Source organism: Vibrio aerogenes (assembly GCF_024346755.1).
Lineage (GTDB): Bacteria > Pseudomonadota > Gammaproteobacteria > Enterobacterales > Vibrionaceae > Vibrio > Vibrio aerogenes.
This window is the reverse complement of the sequence record NZ_AP024861.1, coordinates 3062347-3076911: the sequence shown is the minus strand read 5'-3', so window position 1 is coordinate 3076911 and position 14565 is coordinate 3062347. Positions and strand designations below refer to the sequence as shown.

16 protein-coding genes are annotated in these 14565 nt (G+C 45.6%); all 16 read left to right on the top strand.

The annotated features are described in order from the left end of the window. Positions 1-89: 89 nt before the first annotated feature. Positions 90-1145, top strand: coding sequence for a sensor histidine kinase (locus OCV29_RS13555; RefSeq protein WP_073602405.1), 1056 nt, complete (start codon positions 90-92; stop codon positions 1143-1145). A gap of 4 nt (positions 1146-1149) precedes the next feature. Beyond that, entirely contained in the window at positions 1150-2565 is a 1416-nt protein-coding gene (locus tag OCV29_RS13550; RefSeq protein WP_073602404.1) for a sigma-54-dependent transcriptional regulator, read from the top strand. A gap of 86 nt (positions 2566-2651) precedes the next feature. Next, positions 2652-2963 carry a flagellar hook-basal body complex protein FliE gene (gene fliE / locus OCV29_RS13545; RefSeq protein ID WP_073602403.1) on the top strand — a complete coding sequence of 104 codons (312 nt, stop codon included), beginning with the start codon at positions 2652-2654 and terminating at the stop codon, positions 2961-2963. Between the two features lie 16 nt (positions 2964-2979). Continuing rightward, positions 2980-4722, top strand: coding sequence for a flagellar basal-body MS-ring/collar protein FliF (gene fliF / locus OCV29_RS13540; RefSeq protein ID WP_073602402.1), 1743 nt, complete (start codon positions 2980-2982; stop codon positions 4720-4722). Next, on the top strand, positions 4715-5770 hold the full coding sequence (gene fliG, locus OCV29_RS13535; RefSeq protein ID WP_073602401.1) for a flagellar motor switch protein FliG: 1056 nt from the start codon (positions 4715-4717) through the stop codon (positions 5768-5770). Before fliF ends, fliG begins: the two co-directional genes overlap by 8 nt. Before the next feature lie 62 nt (positions 5771-5832). Beyond that, positions 5833-6633 (top strand): flagellar assembly protein FliH, encoded by an 801-nt coding sequence (fliH, locus tag OCV29_RS13530; RefSeq protein WP_073602400.1) that lies wholly within the window; start codon positions 5833-5835, stop codon positions 6631-6633. After that, complete coding sequence (gene fliI / locus OCV29_RS13525; protein ID WP_073602399.1) at positions 6627-7952, top strand: flagellar protein export ATPase FliI; 1326 nt, start codon at positions 6627-6629, stop codon at positions 7950-7952. Before fliH ends, fliI begins: the two co-directional genes overlap by 7 nt. A 4-nt stretch (positions 7953-7956) precedes the next feature. Continuing rightward, entirely contained in the window at positions 7957-8409 is a 453-nt protein-coding gene (fliJ, locus tag OCV29_RS13520; protein ID WP_073602398.1) for a flagellar export protein FliJ, read from the top strand. Positions 8410-8511: 102 nt separating this feature from the next. Continuing rightward, positions 8512-10185: a flagellar hook-length control protein FliK gene (locus OCV29_RS13515; protein ID WP_245796771.1), complete on the top strand. Its 1674-nt coding sequence runs from the start codon at positions 8512-8514 to the stop codon at positions 10183-10185. A 34-nt stretch (positions 10186-10219) separates the two neighbouring features. Continuing rightward, positions 10220-10717 carry a flagellar basal body-associated protein FliL gene (fliL, locus tag OCV29_RS13510; RefSeq protein WP_073602396.1) on the top strand — a complete coding sequence of 166 codons (498 nt, stop codon included), beginning with the start codon at positions 10220-10222 and terminating at the stop codon, positions 10715-10717. Positions 10718-10725: 8 nt separating this feature from the next. After that, complete coding sequence (gene fliM, locus OCV29_RS13505) at positions 10726-11772, top strand: flagellar motor switch protein FliM (RefSeq protein ID WP_073602395.1); 1047 nt, start codon at positions 10726-10728, stop codon at positions 11770-11772. 21 nt (positions 11773-11793) lie between these two features. Next, on the top strand, positions 11794-12207 hold the full coding sequence (gene fliN, locus OCV29_RS13500) for a flagellar motor switch protein FliN (RefSeq protein ID WP_073602394.1): 414 nt from the start codon (positions 11794-11796) through the stop codon (positions 12205-12207). Between the two features lie 3 nt (positions 12208-12210). Further along, positions 12211-12591: a flagellar biosynthetic protein FliO gene (gene fliO, locus OCV29_RS13495; RefSeq protein ID WP_073602393.1), complete on the top strand. Its 381-nt coding sequence runs from the start codon at positions 12211-12213 to the stop codon at positions 12589-12591. A 53-nt stretch (positions 12592-12644) separates the two neighbouring features. Then, positions 12645-13478, top strand: coding sequence for a flagellar type III secretion system pore protein FliP (fliP, locus tag OCV29_RS13490; protein WP_073602684.1), 834 nt, complete (start codon positions 12645-12647; stop codon positions 13476-13478). 10 nt (positions 13479-13488) lie between these two features. Then, positions 13489-13758, top strand: a complete 270-nt coding sequence (fliQ, locus tag OCV29_RS13485) for a flagellar biosynthesis protein FliQ (protein WP_073602392.1) — start codon at positions 13489-13491, stop codon at positions 13756-13758. A 14-nt stretch (positions 13759-13772) separates the two neighbouring features. Next, the gene (gene fliR / locus OCV29_RS13480) at positions 13773-14555 is read left to right on the top strand and encodes a flagellar biosynthetic protein FliR (protein WP_073602391.1); all 783 of its coding nucleotides are present in this window, start codon (positions 13773-13775) and stop codon (positions 14553-14555) included. Positions 14556-14565 lie beyond the last annotated feature (10 nt).

Sequence of the window (14565 nt, the reverse complement as noted above, 5' to 3'; positions counted from 1 at the left end):
CATAAGCTGTTGATTTTAAAGATATTAAAGGTCTGGAATGCTTTTTGCTTTCAGACCTTTAATCTTTTTTATTTAACAGAAAAATTAATATGCAGGGTTCCCCGGTTCAGGCGCAACTTTCTCATCTCGACTCTATTGAAGATCAGGTTGAGCGATATAAGCAGGTGATTGATGTCATGCCTGCAGGTGTGATTTTGCTTGATACGCAAGGTATTGTCAGGGAAGCAAACCCTGAAGCGCAACGATTACTGGAAGTGCCGCTGGTTGGAGAGAAATGGATCGCCGTGATTCAGGCTGCTTTTGCGCCACGGGAAGATGATGGCCATGAAGTCTCATTAAGAAATGGATGCAGAGTCCGCCTGGCGATCTCTGCATCAACAACCGGTCAGCTGATTTTAATTACAGACTTAACTGAGACGCGTTTACTTCAGTCCAGAGTCAGTGATTTACAACGATTGTCCTCTTTGGGCCGAATGGTTGCTTCACTGGCACATCAGGTACGCACGCCACTTTCCAGTGCAATGCTTTATGCTTCCAATCTGGCTTCTCCTAATTTACCTTCAACGACCCGGAGCAGATTTCAGACTAAACTGATGGACAGGCTTCATGATCTGGATAAGCAAGTCAATGACATGTTGTTATTCGCTAAAGGTGGCGATAACAAAGTCGTCAGCTCATTTCAAATCTCATCTCTGATGGATGAGTTTTATCCGATGGTTGAAGCCGCAATACAGAGTTATCAAATTGATTACGGACAGGAAGTCGAGTCTCCGGAGACTTGTGTACTCGGGAACTCCAATGCAATTGCTTCAGCGTTAAGCAATCTGGTTATGAATGCAATCCAGAATGCAGGTAAGGGCGCGCAGGTCGATGTATTTTGCCGCACAGTCAGCGCTGAACTCAGAATTTCTGTTCAGGACAATGGCCCCGGTATTCCCAAAGAAATGCAGCATAAGATTATGGAGCCATTTTTTACCACACGCTCTCAGGGAACAGGCTTAGGCCTGGCGGTGGTTCAGATGGTTTGCCGGGCACACGATGGCAGGCTAGAACTCATCTCCAAAGAAGGGGATGGCGCCTGTTTTACGATTTGTATCCCCCTGGAAAGAACAATTTCTCACTCAACTACAGAGACGGGAGAATAAATAAATGGCGCAGAGCAAAGTATTAATTGTTGAAGATGATGAAGGATTAAGAGAAGCACTGGTTGATACCCTGGCTTTAGCTGGTTATGGATGGGTTGAGTCTGATTGTGCCGAAGATGCCTTACTTAAACTGAAAACGGAATCAATCGATATTGTCGTATCTGACGTTCAAATGGCAGGTATGGGTGGGTTGGCTTTACTCCGGAATATCAAGCAGCACTGGCCTAACCTTCCTGTCTTATTAATGACAGCTTATGCAAATATTGAAGATGCTGTGGCAGCGATGAAGGAAGGTGCAATTGACTATATGGCGAAGCCGTTCGCACCTGAAGTGCTGCTCAACATGGTGAGCCGTTATGCACCTGTTCAGTCAGAAGATAACGGGGATGCCGTTGTTGCAGATGATAAGAGTTTAAAACTGTTAGCTCTGGCAGATAAAGTGGCAAAAACCGATGCAAATGTGATGGTTCTCGGGCCGAGTGGTTCAGGCAAAGAAGTGATGTCTCGCTATATTCACAATGCATCGATGAGAAAAGATGGGCCTTTTGTGGCGATCAACTGTGCTGCGATCCCGGACAATATGCTGGAAGCGACATTATTTGGTTATGAAAAAGGTGCTTTCACTGGTGCTGTTCAGGCATGTCCGGGAAAATTTGAGCAGGCGCAGGGGGGGACCATTCTGCTTGATGAAATTAGTGAAATGGACCTGAACCTCCAGGCAAAACTGTTACGCGTCTTGCAGGAAAGAGAAGTCGAGAGGCTGGGAAGTCGTAAAAGTATTCAGCTTGATGTCAGGGTTTTGGCAACCAGTAACCGGGATTTAAAACAATATGTTCAGGAGGGAAATTTCCGTGAGGATTTATACTACCGTTTGAATGTATTTCCTATCAGTTGGCCCGCCTTAAAAGATCGCCCCGGAGATATTGAGCCGCTGGCGAAGCACCTGGTGGAGCGACACTGTAAAAAGCTGGGGCAGGCTGTGCCCGGTATTTCATCAGCTGCCATTGAGAAGTTGCTGCAATATAACTGGCCCGGCAATGTGCGGGAGTTAGATAATGTGGTGCAGCGTGCTTTGATACTCAGTGAAAATAGTCAAATCAGTGAAGATCATATTTTACTTGAAGGGGTTGACTGGGAAGATGCCGGCACACTTCAGATGATCATTGAAGAAGATCACGATTTACCTATACCGGGGCTCGATGTCAAAACTGAGACTCGACAGGATCATGTCAGAAAATTGTCAAATTCTTCTGATCTGGGGGGAGAACTCAGAGATCAGGAGTTTTCCATCATCATGGAAACATTAATTGCATGTAATGGCCGTCGTAAAGAAATGGCTGAAAGACTGGGGATCAGTCCCCGTACTTTGCGCTATAAATTAGCCAAAATGCGGGATGCAGGCATTGATATCCCTTGTTAATTGTACATTTTTAAACTGGCATAGTAATTGCTGATTAAGCTATAGATTGAATTGTTTGAGTCAAAGAATTGGCTATTGAGGTAGACATGAGATTAGATGGATTACAAAACGAAATGCAGGCAATGATGATAGAAGCCGGGAGTCAGAAGCCTTTTGCAACGGGTCAGTCTGTCAGTTCAGATTTTGGCAATATGCTAAGTAAAGCAATCAATAATGTGAATTCTCTGCAAAAGACATCAGGCACATTACAGGAAAAATTTGATCGGGGTGATGAAGGTGTTTCATTATCTGATGTCATGATTGCCAGAAATAAAGCGAGTGTTGCTTTTGAAGCAACGATTCAGGTTCGTAATAAACTTGTCGATGCTTATAAAGAATTGATGAATATGCCGGTGTAGTTTTTAGGAAAATAACGTGGCTGAAGAAAATCAATCAACAGATCTTGCTCTGAGCAATAGTGGGGCGGACTCGGCTATCTCCGGAAGCGATTTAGCTATCGATGATCAAAACCCTGATTTAGATGAGAAAAGTTCTTCTCGTTTTGACTTTGCATCAGGTGACCTCGATCTGATTCGTCAGGTTGTGCTTGTCTTATCGATTTCTATCTGTGTCGCCTTAATCCTGATGCTGTTTTTCTGGGTCAGAGAACCAGAAATGCGTCCTCTGGGGGCCTATGAAACCGAAGAGCTGATTTCTGTATTAGACTATCTCGATCAAAAGAAACTTGAATATAAACTGGATGGTAACACCATCCTGGTTCCTGCAAATGACTACAGTGGATTAAAGCTTGATCTGGCCCGTGCAGGCCTGAATCAGGAGAAGGAAGCCGGAGATGATATCTTATTACAGGATATGGGATTTGGCGTTTCTCAAAGGCTTGAAATTGAGCGTCTGAAACTGAGCCGTGAGCGACAGCTGGCAAAGGCTATCGAAGCGATGAATCAGGTGCGCAAGGCCCGGGTTTTATTAGCAATGCCGAAGCGAAGCGTTTTTGTCCGTCATAATCAGGAAGCCTCCGCTTCCGTATTTCTGACGCTGAAAACCGGTGCTAATTTAAAACAGGAAGAAGTTGATTCGATTGTTGATATGGTGGCGAGTGCTGTTCCGGGAATGAAGAATAACCGGATTACCGTGACGGATCAGCATGGCAGATTACTAAGCTCCGGATCCGAGGATGAACTGTCAGCAGCACGACGCAAAGAGCAAGAACTTGAGCATAAGCAAGAGCAATCTTTACGTGAGAAAATTGATTCTGTGCTCATTCCGATTCTGGGCTTCGGACAATATACCGCTCAGGTTGATGTAGAGCTGGATTTCAGCGCTGTTGAACAGACGAAAAAGCGTTTTGATCCGAATACGCCTTCGACCCGAAGTGAATATACCCTGGAAGATTATAACAACAGCAATGTTGTTGCTGGTGTTCCCGGAGCATTAAGTAACCAGCCCCCGGCAGACTCTTCGATACCGGAAGACATTGCTCAGTTAAAAGATGGTTCTACGCTGGGTCAGGGATCCGTTCATAAAGAAGCGACGAAAAATTATGAGCTGGATACGACGATCAGTCATGAACGGAAACAGACGGGGGTGATCACCCGGCAGACAGTGGCAGTCGCGGTGAAAAGTCGTGAGAAGGTTAATCCGGAGACGGGTGAAGTGACCTACGAACCGCTCAGTGATCAGGAGCTGGCATCTATCCGTCAGATTTTGATTGGTACGGTTGGATTTAACCAACAGCGTGGAGATTTGCTCAATGTTTTGAGTATGCGCTTTGCTAAACCTGAAGTTGATCAGATTGCTGATGTGCCTATCTGGGAAAATCCAAACTTTGGCGATTGGGTCCGATGGCTGGCCAGTGCATTGGTTATCATTGTTATTGTTCTGGTTCTTGTCAGACCTGCAATGAAAAAACTTATCAACCCTGCTGTGGATGAAGACGATGAATTGTACGGACCAGATGGCTTGCCTATCGGTGCGGACGGTGAAACCAGTCTGATTGGTAGTGATATTGATGGTGGTGAACTGTTTGAATTTGGTTCCTCCATTGACCTGCCTAATCTGCATAAAGATGAAGATGTGCTGAAAGCTGTCAGAGCACTTGTTGCAAATGAACCTGAACTGGCAGCTCAGGTTGTGAAAAACTGGATGAGTCATGGCTGAAGAAGAGAATAAGACTGAAGGCGGGGAAGTTGTCCCTGCCGAAGCCGCTGATATTGCTTCAATTTCCGGCGACGAGAAAGCTGCAATTTTGCTCCTGAGTCTGAATGAAGGCGATGCCGCGGGGATCATTCGCTATCTGGAACCGAAGCAGGTTCAGCGTGTTGGTAGTGCAATGGCGAAGGCAAGTGAGCTGAGCCAGAATAAAGTAAGTGCTGTGCATCGTGCTTTCCTCGAAGATATTCAGAAGTTTACGAATATCGGGATGGGGAGTGAAGACTTCATGCGGAATGCACTGGTTGCGGCTTTAGGTGAAGATAAAGCAAATAATCTGGTTGACCAGATTCTGCTGGGGACCGGCTCTAAAGGTCTGGATTCACTGAAATGGATGGACCCGCGCCAGGTTGCTACCATTATTGTGAATGAGCACCCGCAGATCCAGACAATCGTTCTTTCCTACCTTGAACCGGATCAGTCCGCCGAAATTTTGGCGCAGTTTGCAGAGCGTGATCGATTAGATTTGATGATGCGTATTGCAAACCTTGAGGAGGTTCAGCCTTCAGCGCTGGCTGAATTAAATGAAATCATGGAGAAACAGTTTGCTGGTCAGGCTGGTGCTCAGGCTGCGAAGATTGGTGGTTTGAAAGCTGCAGCCGATATTATGAACTACATGGATAATAATATCGAAGGCGTCCTGATGGAACAAATGCGGGATCTGGATGAAGATCTGGCCACTCAGATTCAGGATCTGATGTTTATCTTTGAAAACCTTGCTGAAGTTGACGATCAGGGTATTCAGAAGCTGTTGCGTGATGTGCCTCAGGATGTTCTGCAGAGAGCTCTGAAAGGTGCGGATGACGTACTGAAAGATAAGATCTTCAAAAATATGTCCAAACGTGCTTCTGAATTGCTCAGAGATGACCTCGAAGCGATGCCACCGATCAAGGTTTCAGATGTGGAAGCTGCTCAGAAAGAGATTCTTGCCATTGCCCGTAAAATGGCTGACAACGGTGAAATTATGTTGTCAGGTGGTGCTGACGAGTTCTTATAATTTTAAGCACATTATCAATAGGTATGGTTCTTACAAGTACTGCTTTTAGTTAGGAAATAAAAATGTCCGAGAGAAAACGAGGCTTTTTACGTCCCGGAAAGGATAATGATGTCGCTGAAGCAAAACGTTGGGGGTTGCCTGACTATGGTCAGGACGTTGCGACCGGAGCGAAGGAAACGGCGCTCAACTATGATCCCGGATGGATTCCTGAAAAGAACTCGCCTGTTGATGAAGGGCCGGCTGAACTGACTGAAGAAGAAATCGAGCTGATCCGTCAGGGAGCGTATCAGGAAGGTTTGCTTCAGGGGCAGGAAGCTGGTTTCAAACAAGGTTTTGAAAAAGGAAAAGCAGAAGGCATTGAAGCCGGTCATGCTGAAGGTTTTGCTCAGGGACAATCCGAAGGTCTTGAAGCCGGGCAGGATACGATTCGTGAGCATACTGAACATTTTATTGATTTAGCGAATCAGTTCGCCCAGCCATTAGCTTTGATGAATAGTCAGGTGGAAAGACAATTAGTTGACATGGTTCTTGGATTAGTCAGAGAAGTCGTGCATGTTGAAGTGCAGATCAATCCGCAAATTATCTTAGATACCATCAAAGCTTGTGTTGAGTCACTGCCTATCGCCGGACATGAAATTACCCTGAAACTGAACCCGGAGGATGTTGCAATTATTCGTGATGCCTACGGTGATGAAGCGCTTGAATTACGCCAGTGGCAGTTAGTGTCTGAGCCTTCTCTCAGTCGGGGAGACGTTGAAATCGAAGCAGGTGAGTCCGGTGTGACTTACCGTATGGAAGAGCGGCTACGGACTGTCTTACAGAATTTTAGCGGTAAAAACCGACATGGTGGTGACGCGTGTTAGCACTTGAAGAGAGACTTGCACAGTACAAAACGCAAGGGCTTTCATCCCGTCCGGTTGCCTCGGGAAAGCTGGTCCGGGTCGTTGGGTTAACTTTGGAAGCGACGGGTTGTAAAGCACCTGTCGGTAGTTTATGTAAAGTTGAAACGATGTCCGGAGAAATGGAAGCCGAAGTAGTCGGTTTCTCCGGAGAACACCTTTTTTTGATGCCGAGTGAGCAGACTGCCGGTGTGTTACCCGGAGCCAAAGTGACCCCAATGACTGAAGAAGCCGGTATTCCTGTTGGCATGGAACTGTTAGGGCGGGTAATTGATGGTGTTGGCCTGCCTTTAGATGGACAGGGGCCGATTTACACGGAGCAAAAAGCCGCTTTTCATGTTTCTGCAATCAACCCCTTACTCAGAAAACCGATTACAGAACCTCTGGACGTTGGTTTGAAATCCGTGAATGGATTATTGACGGTCGGAAAAGGACAAAGGATAGGCTTATTTGCCGGTTCGGGTGTCGGTAAATCGGTTACGCTGGGCATGATGACCCGGGGAACAACTGCTCAGGTGGTGGTGGTTGGATTGATTGGTGAACGGGGACGTGAGGTCAAAGAATTCATTGATGAAATACTCGGTGTCGATGGTCGTCAGCGGGCAGTCGTTGTTGCTGCTCCTGCGGATTCTTCCCCTTTAATGCGTTTAAAAGGATGTCAGACAGCATTAACCATCGCTGAGTACTTCAGGGATCAGGGCTTAGATGTGTTATTGCTGATGGACTCCTTGACCCGTTTTGCCCAGGCGCAACGTGAAATTGCTCTATCTGTTGGCGAGCCGCCGGCAACTAAAGGGTATCCGCCGTCTGTTTTTGCTAAATTACCAGCACTTGTCGAGCGTGCCGGTAATGGAGGAGATGGCCAGGGATCGATTACTGCGTTCTTTACCGTACTTACTGAAGGTGATGATCTTCAGGATCCGATTGCAGATGCATCACGTGCAATTTTAGATGGACACATTGTACTTTCACGTGAACTTGCGGATGCAGGGCATTATCCTGCGATTGATGTCGAGAAATCTGTGAGTCGTGTTATGCCGCAAATCACGTCTGAAGAACATTTATTTATGTCGAAGGCCGTCAGGCAAATACTGTCGGTGTGCCGTAAAAATCAGGATCTGGTTTCGATCGGCGCTTATAAAGCTGGCTCAGATCCTGCTATTGATCAGGCATTCACACTCAAACCCAAGATTGACGCATTCCTGCAGCAACAAATGAAGGAAACCGTGCCATACGATATGAGTATTAATATGCTCAAACATGTTTTACAGGTAGAGTCTTGATATTATGGAAAATGCGCTTGATTTTTTACTTGAACAGTCAAAAGAACATGAAGAAAAAGCAGTCATGGCGCTGAATCAGGCACGTCAGGAACTCGATGGTTACTATGAACAGCTCAGGCAAATCGAGCAGTATCGTCTGGACTATTGTAATCAATTGGTTGAGAGAGGAAAGAATGGTCTGACAGCCAGTCAGTACAGCCATTTAAACCGCTTCCTCACTCAGTTAGATGAAACCTTATCTAAGCAGAAAAGTGCAGAGTCCCATTTTAAACAGCAGGTAGAAAATTGCCGGGAGCATTGGCTGGATACCCGGAAAACCCGCCGTTCTTATGAATGGTTGATCGATAAGCGGCAAGCTGAAAAAGAAAATGCTGAAATAAGAAGAGAGCAACGACAGCTTGACGAATTTTGTACGCTTCAGTATGCACGTCGTCGTTCATCAGACCGATTGATGTAAGACTTTCACTATAGTGGCTTGATTTTTGCTTTGTAATATGACTAAGAAGTTTGTCAGTTTTCTATGAAGCTGAATCAGGTTTTATTTACGCGAGTCTTGTACATGAATTTAAATCTCATATCGCCTTCAGGTTCTCAAAAAAATCATTCAGATGCCACACGTGTTGAAAAAAGTGGCCATGAAGTTGTATCTGACCCATCATCCGAAGGGAGTTCTGACAGTTTTTTATCCAGACTAGCTGCTATTTTCGGTGGAGACGCTTCTGAAAAAAACGGAGAAGCACAAAAATTAGCTTCTGATTCTGTTCATGGTTTGCAGCAAGATGAAGTGGATGGTGTAAACGACGCAGACAGCGATGGGCAGCTTGTTGTAAATGCAGGTGAAGCGGGTGTAGATGAGCTCATTGACACAGGTAAAGTCGCTGATGCTGATGATGCGGGATTGGTGTCTGATTTTGAGCAGGATCAACAGCAAAAAAATGCAGCGAACCAAGTCGTCGGTGAAGGGCAGGAAGTTTTGTCCCGGTTGAAAACAGCCAGCCAACAGTTAATTGGGAAAGACGGCAAAGAATTGCCAGCATCAGAAGAAAATCAGGAAAATAAGCAGACTCACCTTGATGATACAAACGACGGCTCTCAGGCTGTTTCCTCTGATTTGCTGCCGCCAGGGCAGATTGCAAAGGCAAATTCAGACATAGCAAAACAGGCTGATATGACAGGTGAAGGGCAAACTTCAGCTCAACATTCGGCGGCAGTTACCGCTGGTCATGGCCTTCAGGGTCAGGACGCGGGTTCTCTTCGTCAGACAGACAGAGTGGACGGGGCAGAGAAGCAAAACGGACTACCGGATGATGCCGTACTGGCTGAAGCTGAAAATCTTAAAGCAGTCCATAAAGAACAAATCAATCACGCCTCATCACAGTTGTTGAATCATTCCCATAAAGGGCAGCAACTGCCTCAGGGTTCTGCACATATGCTGTCATCTCAGGGAAATATATTGCATCAGGGAAATACATTGCATCAGGGAAATACATTGCAGGGAAGTGCTCTGGCCACTGATAACCCGATGTTGCAGCAAGGAACTGTTGCAGGCCAGGAGCTGAACTCCCTCCAGGCTCAAATTCAGCAAAATGTCTCAGCATCCGGCCAGGCGGGAGCTAATTTTACAAAACAGTGGACCGATAAACAGGCTCTGAATGCACTGGGTGAAAAAAAGAGTGCTTTGACCTCTGATGCTTTTGCCGCTGGCCACGGGGAGTCTGTTGCACAACATTTATCGTCGGTAACCGGTCAGATGGGGCAGTTAAGAGCAGAACAGGTTCAGAGTCAGTCTCCGGTTTTTATCAATAAGGATATTGCAGCGGATCAGCTTTCAGAAAGAATCCATATGATGATGTCTAAAAACCTGAAGAATATTGATATTCGCCTTGATCCACCGGAACTGGGACGAATGCATATCCGCATGCACATGGCTGGTGATCAGGCAACCGTTCATTTTACTGTCGCGAATAATCAGGCTCGTGATGTCATTGAGCATTCAATGGGGCGCTTGCGTGATATGCTGACACAGCAAGGGGTTCAGCTGGGTGAAACCAGTGTTCAGCAGCAAGGCTCGAATCAGCAGCAAGGGTACGCTGCGTCAGGAAACAGTCATTCTGCAGAACACGTATCGTCACAACGCAAAGATTCAGGTTTTGCAGAAGACAATCCTGATACAGGTGTTAAACTTGATTTGAATGTTACTGAAAAGCGTGATGGAATTAGCTATTACGCCTAGTTTATTTTTAGAATCTGATAATTAAGAGAAAAATATGGCAGATGAAGAATTAGAAGGTGCACCAAAAGGCAAAAACAAGCTGCTGATTATTATCATCGCCGTGGTTGTTTTGTTACTGGGTGGCGGTGGTGCAGCATTTTTCCTGATGGGTTCTGATGATCAAAGCGCGGATGATTCTGAACAGATGCAGGAGCAGACGAAGCAGTCCAGCTCACCGGTTGTTTATGTCAGTCTGGCTCAGCCATTTGTCTTTAATATTACCGGCGATAAGCGAGATCGCATGGTTCAGATTAAAGTTCAGCTGATGGTTCGGGGCTCAAAAAATGAGAATCTGGCACGTTATCATTCTCCATTGATCGAAAGTTCACTGTTATCAACTTTTGCGTCTGCGACGGTTGAGCAGTTAAGAACGCCCAATGGACGGGTTGAACTCAGAAATAAAGCGACTGAAGATATAAAAACAGCACTCACAAAAGCGGTTGGTGAACCCGTGATTGAGAGAGTTCTGTTTACTGATTTTGTAATGCAATAAGGTGAAATGTGACCGATCTATTAAGCCAGGACGAAATTGATGCGCTCTTGCACGGTGTTGATGACGTTGATGATGATGATGATGGGTTAGAGCCCGATAATTCGGAGATGACAAATTTTGATTTTTCATCTCAGGACCGGATTGTTCGTGGCCGGATGCCCACACTTGAGTTGATCAATGAACGCTTTGCCCGTCATATGCGTATTAGTCTGTTCAATATGCTGAGAAAGACCGCTGAAGTGGCGATCAACGGGGTTCAAATGATGAAGTTTGGTGAATACCAAAATACATTATATGTCCCAACGAGTCTGAATATGGTCCGTTTCCGGCCATTGAAGGGTACAGCATTGATCACGATGGAAGCCCGGCTGGTTTTCATTTTAGTGGAAAACTTTTTTGGTGGTGATGGCCGTTTTCAAACCCGGATTGAAGGGCGGGAGTTTACACCAACAGAGCGCCGGGTCATTCAACTGTTATTAAAAATTGTATTTGGTGATTACAAAGAAGCATGGTCGCCGGTGATGGGGGTTGAGTTTGAATATCTCGACTCCGAAGTGAACCCCAGTATGGCAAATATTGTCAGCCCGACGGAAGTGATTGTCGTCAGCTCCTTCCATATTGAAGTTGAAGGTGGGGGTGGTGATTTCCACATGGTGATGCCTTATTCCATGGTTGAACCGATTCGTGAATTGCTCGATGCCGGGGTTCAGTCGGATAAGATGGAAACCGACGTCCGCTGGAGTTCAGCGCTCCGCGAGGAAATCATGGATGTCCCGGTGAACTTCCGTGTCAATTTGCTTGAAAAAGATCTGGCGTTGCGTGATTTAATGGAGCTGCGTCCCGGAGATGTCATTCCGATTGATATGCCTGAGCATGCGGTGATGTTTGTCGAAGAGCTGCCTACCTTCCGGGTGAAGATGGGGCGTTCAGAAGATAAGCTTGCTGTACAGGTTTCAGAGAAAATTAAGCGCCCGGATGTGGTGAAAACTGATTTGGCTTTTTTAAGTGAGAATATTCTTTCTGATCTTGAAAAAGAAGATGAACTTGATAGTTAATAAAATGAGTAGGTAGCGAAGATGTCTGATTCTGAACTTGATGATCAAATGCTGGCAGATGAGTGGGCGGCAGCTTTAGGAGAAGACCCTGATGCGTCGTCAGATGGCGATGAAGTAACAGCTGCACCTTTAGATGAGCTGGAAGATACGTCTTCGCCTATTTCTGATGATGAGCGGCGGAAACTGGATACAATCATGGATATTCCGGTGACGATTTCTATGGAAGTCGGACGCTCACAGATTAGTATCCGGAATTTATTGCAACTCAATCAGGGGTCTGTCGTTGAGCTGGATCGTATTGCCGGTGAATCTCTGGATGTACTTGTGAATGGAACATTGATCGCTCATGGCGAAGTTGTGGTTGTGAACGATAAATTTGGTATTCGCCTTACCGATGTTATCAGCCAGACTGAACGTATAAAAAAACTAAGGTAGTCCATGAAGCATTATTTAACAGGACTGTTGTTTTTTTCTTTTCCTGCGTTGGCTGCTGCACCCGGCAGCCAGATTGATATATTGACAACGTTAGGCTCCCTGATCTTTGTCGTTGTCTTTATTCTGATTTTAGCTGTTTTACTGAAAAGAATGCGTCTTCCCGCTTTAGGGCATCAGAAAGGTTTATCCGTCATTCGCCAGCTTCCTGTCGGAACCAAAGAAAGACTGCTGATAGTCCAGGCGGGTGAAGAACAGTTTCTTGTAGGCGTGACAAGCCAGTCAATCCAGTTGATTTCACGCCTTGAAACACCACTTGAGGTCGATTCTCCGGTAGGATCCCAAAATTCTTTTGCCAGTCAGTTAGCCCGGTTAATGAAAAAATGATGAAACTAATTTTTTTAATTCAACGATGTTTGAAAGGTTGTTTCAACCGGTTAATGATTGTCTGTCTGATTTCTTGTTCTGCGTTATTTTCTTCGGCTTTGTGGGCTGAAGATGCGGCGACACCTGCAAGTAGTCAGGTGACACAAAGTGTCACCAATCCGGGAGGGAGTGCAACGACGGCAACCGGAAAAAATGTCAATCATGCCGGCGTTCCCGGAATTCCTGCAATCACAATGAAAGTGAATCCGGACGGAAGTGAAGATTATTCAATTAATCTGCAGATTCTGGCATTGATGACAATGCTGGGCTTTTTACCGGCGATTGTTATTCTGATGACGTCATTTACCCGGATTGTTGTGGTGATGTCGATTTTACGTCAGGCGATGGGGCTTCAGCAAACACCGTCAAATCAGGTGATTATTGGTATTTCTCTGTTTTTGACTTTTTTCATTATGTCGCCTGTATTTCATGAGATAAACCAGAAGGCGTTGCAACCTTATCTGAATGAGCAGATTAAGGCAAAAGAGGCATTTCAGCTGGCTCAGGAACCGATGAGAGCTTTCATGCTGAAACAGACCCGGGTCAAAGATCTGGAAACATTTGTCGGGATGTCTGGTTCTGAGGCAAAAGATCCTCAGCAGGTGGAAATGTCTGTACTTATTCCGGCATTTATTACTTCAGAGCTGAAAACGGCCTTTCAGATCGGATTTATGCTTTTTTTACCTTTTTTGATTATTGATCTGGTTGTTGCATCGGTTCTGATGGCAATGGGTATGATGATGTTGTCACCAATGATTGTTTCCCTGCCATTCAAATTAATGTTGTTTGTTTTGGTTGATGGCTGGAATCTGATTTTGTCGACACTAGCCGGCAGTTTTGCGCTGTAGGGAGAAGGATATGACACCGGAAATATTTGTTGAGATTTTTCGGGATGCATTATGGATAGTCCTGCTCATGGTTTCAGCGATTATTGTACCAAGCTTATTAATCGGTTTGGTTGTGGCTGTTTTTCAGGCAGCAACATCTATCAATGAACAAACACTGAGTTTTTTGCCCCGTTTGATTGTGACTTTGCTGGCGCTGATGATGTTTGCTCACTGGATGACCCGTATATTGATGGAGTTTTTCTTTTCGATGATTGAGCGTTTGCCTCAGGTCTTATATTAAAGCAGGCGGCAGATATGGAGTTTCCGGCAGGTATTGTTTTAGACTGGATCGCGACCTATTTTTGGCCGCTAACCCGCATTTCTGCCATGTTGATGGTCATGAATGTGACCGGAGCCCGCTTTGTTTCAGCCCGGATTCGTCTGTATCTTTCTTTAGCGATTACGTTCGCTTTAATGCCAGTGATTCCTGCGGTTCCCCGCGATATAGAATTACTCTCCCTGCAAGGCTTTATCATTACTTTCGAACAAATTCTGATTGGTGTCGCGATGGGCACTGTGACTCAGTTCATGGTCCAGACATTTGTGATGCTCGGACAGATTATCGGGATGCAATCCAGTTTGGGGTTTGCTTCCATGGTGGATCCTGCAAACGGACAGAACACGCCGTTATTAGGTCAGTTTTTTATGCTGCTGGCCACCATGTTTTTTCTGGCGACTGACGGGCACCTGAAACTCATCCAGCTGGTGGCTTATAGTTTTACCTCATTACCGATTGGTAAAGGCAGCCTGGGGGCTGTTGATTTTCGCGAACTTGCGACCTGGTTTGGGATCATGTTTAAAGTGTCGCTCAGCATGTCGCTTTCCGGAATCATTGCCTTACTAACGATTAACCTTTCTTTTGGGGTGATGACCCGTGCTGCACCACAGCTCAATATCTTTTCACTGGGTTTTGCTTTTGCTCTGTTAGTGGGCTTATTACTGTGCTGGTATATCGTCAGTGGTTTATATACACACTACGAGGCATACTGGTTACAGGGACAATCGCAAATTTGTCGTTTAATCCGGTTGGATTGTTAGGGTCGGTTGA

Excerpts from the sequence above, each read along its gene's own strand:
- OCV29_RS13555 (WP_073602405.1), top strand. The coding sequence starts at position 90 with ATGCAGGGTTCCCCGGTTCAGGCGCAACTTTCTCATCTCGACTCTATT.
- OCV29_RS13550 (WP_073602404.1), top strand. The coding sequence starts at position 1,150 with ATGGCGCAGAGCAAAGTATTAATTGTTGAAGATGATGAAGGATTAAGA.
- fliE (WP_073602403.1), top strand. The coding sequence starts at position 2,652 with ATGAGATTAGATGGATTACAAAACGAAATGCAGGCAATGATGATAGAA.
- fliG (WP_073602401.1), top strand. The coding sequence starts at position 4,715 with ATGGCTGAAGAAGAGAATAAGACTGAAGGCGGGGAAGTTGTCCCTGCC.
- fliH (WP_073602400.1), top strand. The coding sequence starts at position 5,833 with ATGTCCGAGAGAAAACGAGGCTTTTTACGTCCCGGAAAGGATAATGAT.
- fliJ (WP_073602398.1), top strand. The coding sequence starts at position 7,957 with ATGGAAAATGCGCTTGATTTTTTACTTGAACAGTCAAAAGAACATGAA.
- OCV29_RS13515 (WP_245796771.1), top strand. The coding sequence starts at position 8,512 with ATGAATTTAAATCTCATATCGCCTTCAGGTTCTCAAAAAAATCATTCA.
- fliL (WP_073602396.1), top strand. The coding sequence starts at position 10,220 with ATGGCAGATGAAGAATTAGAAGGTGCACCAAAAGGCAAAAACAAGCTG.
- fliN (WP_073602394.1), top strand. The coding sequence starts at position 11,794 with ATGTCTGATTCTGAACTTGATGATCAAATGCTGGCAGATGAGTGGGCG.
- fliO (WP_073602393.1), top strand. The coding sequence starts at position 12,211 with ATGAAGCATTATTTAACAGGACTGTTGTTTTTTTCTTTTCCTGCGTTG.
- fliP (WP_073602684.1), top strand. The coding sequence starts at position 12,645 with ATGATTGTCTGTCTGATTTCTTGTTCTGCGTTATTTTCTTCGGCTTTG.
- fliQ (WP_073602392.1), top strand. The coding sequence starts at position 13,489 with ATGACACCGGAAATATTTGTTGAGATTTTTCGGGATGCATTATGGATA.
- fliR (WP_073602391.1), top strand. The coding sequence starts at position 13,773 with ATGGAGTTTCCGGCAGGTATTGTTTTAGACTGGATCGCGACCTATTTT.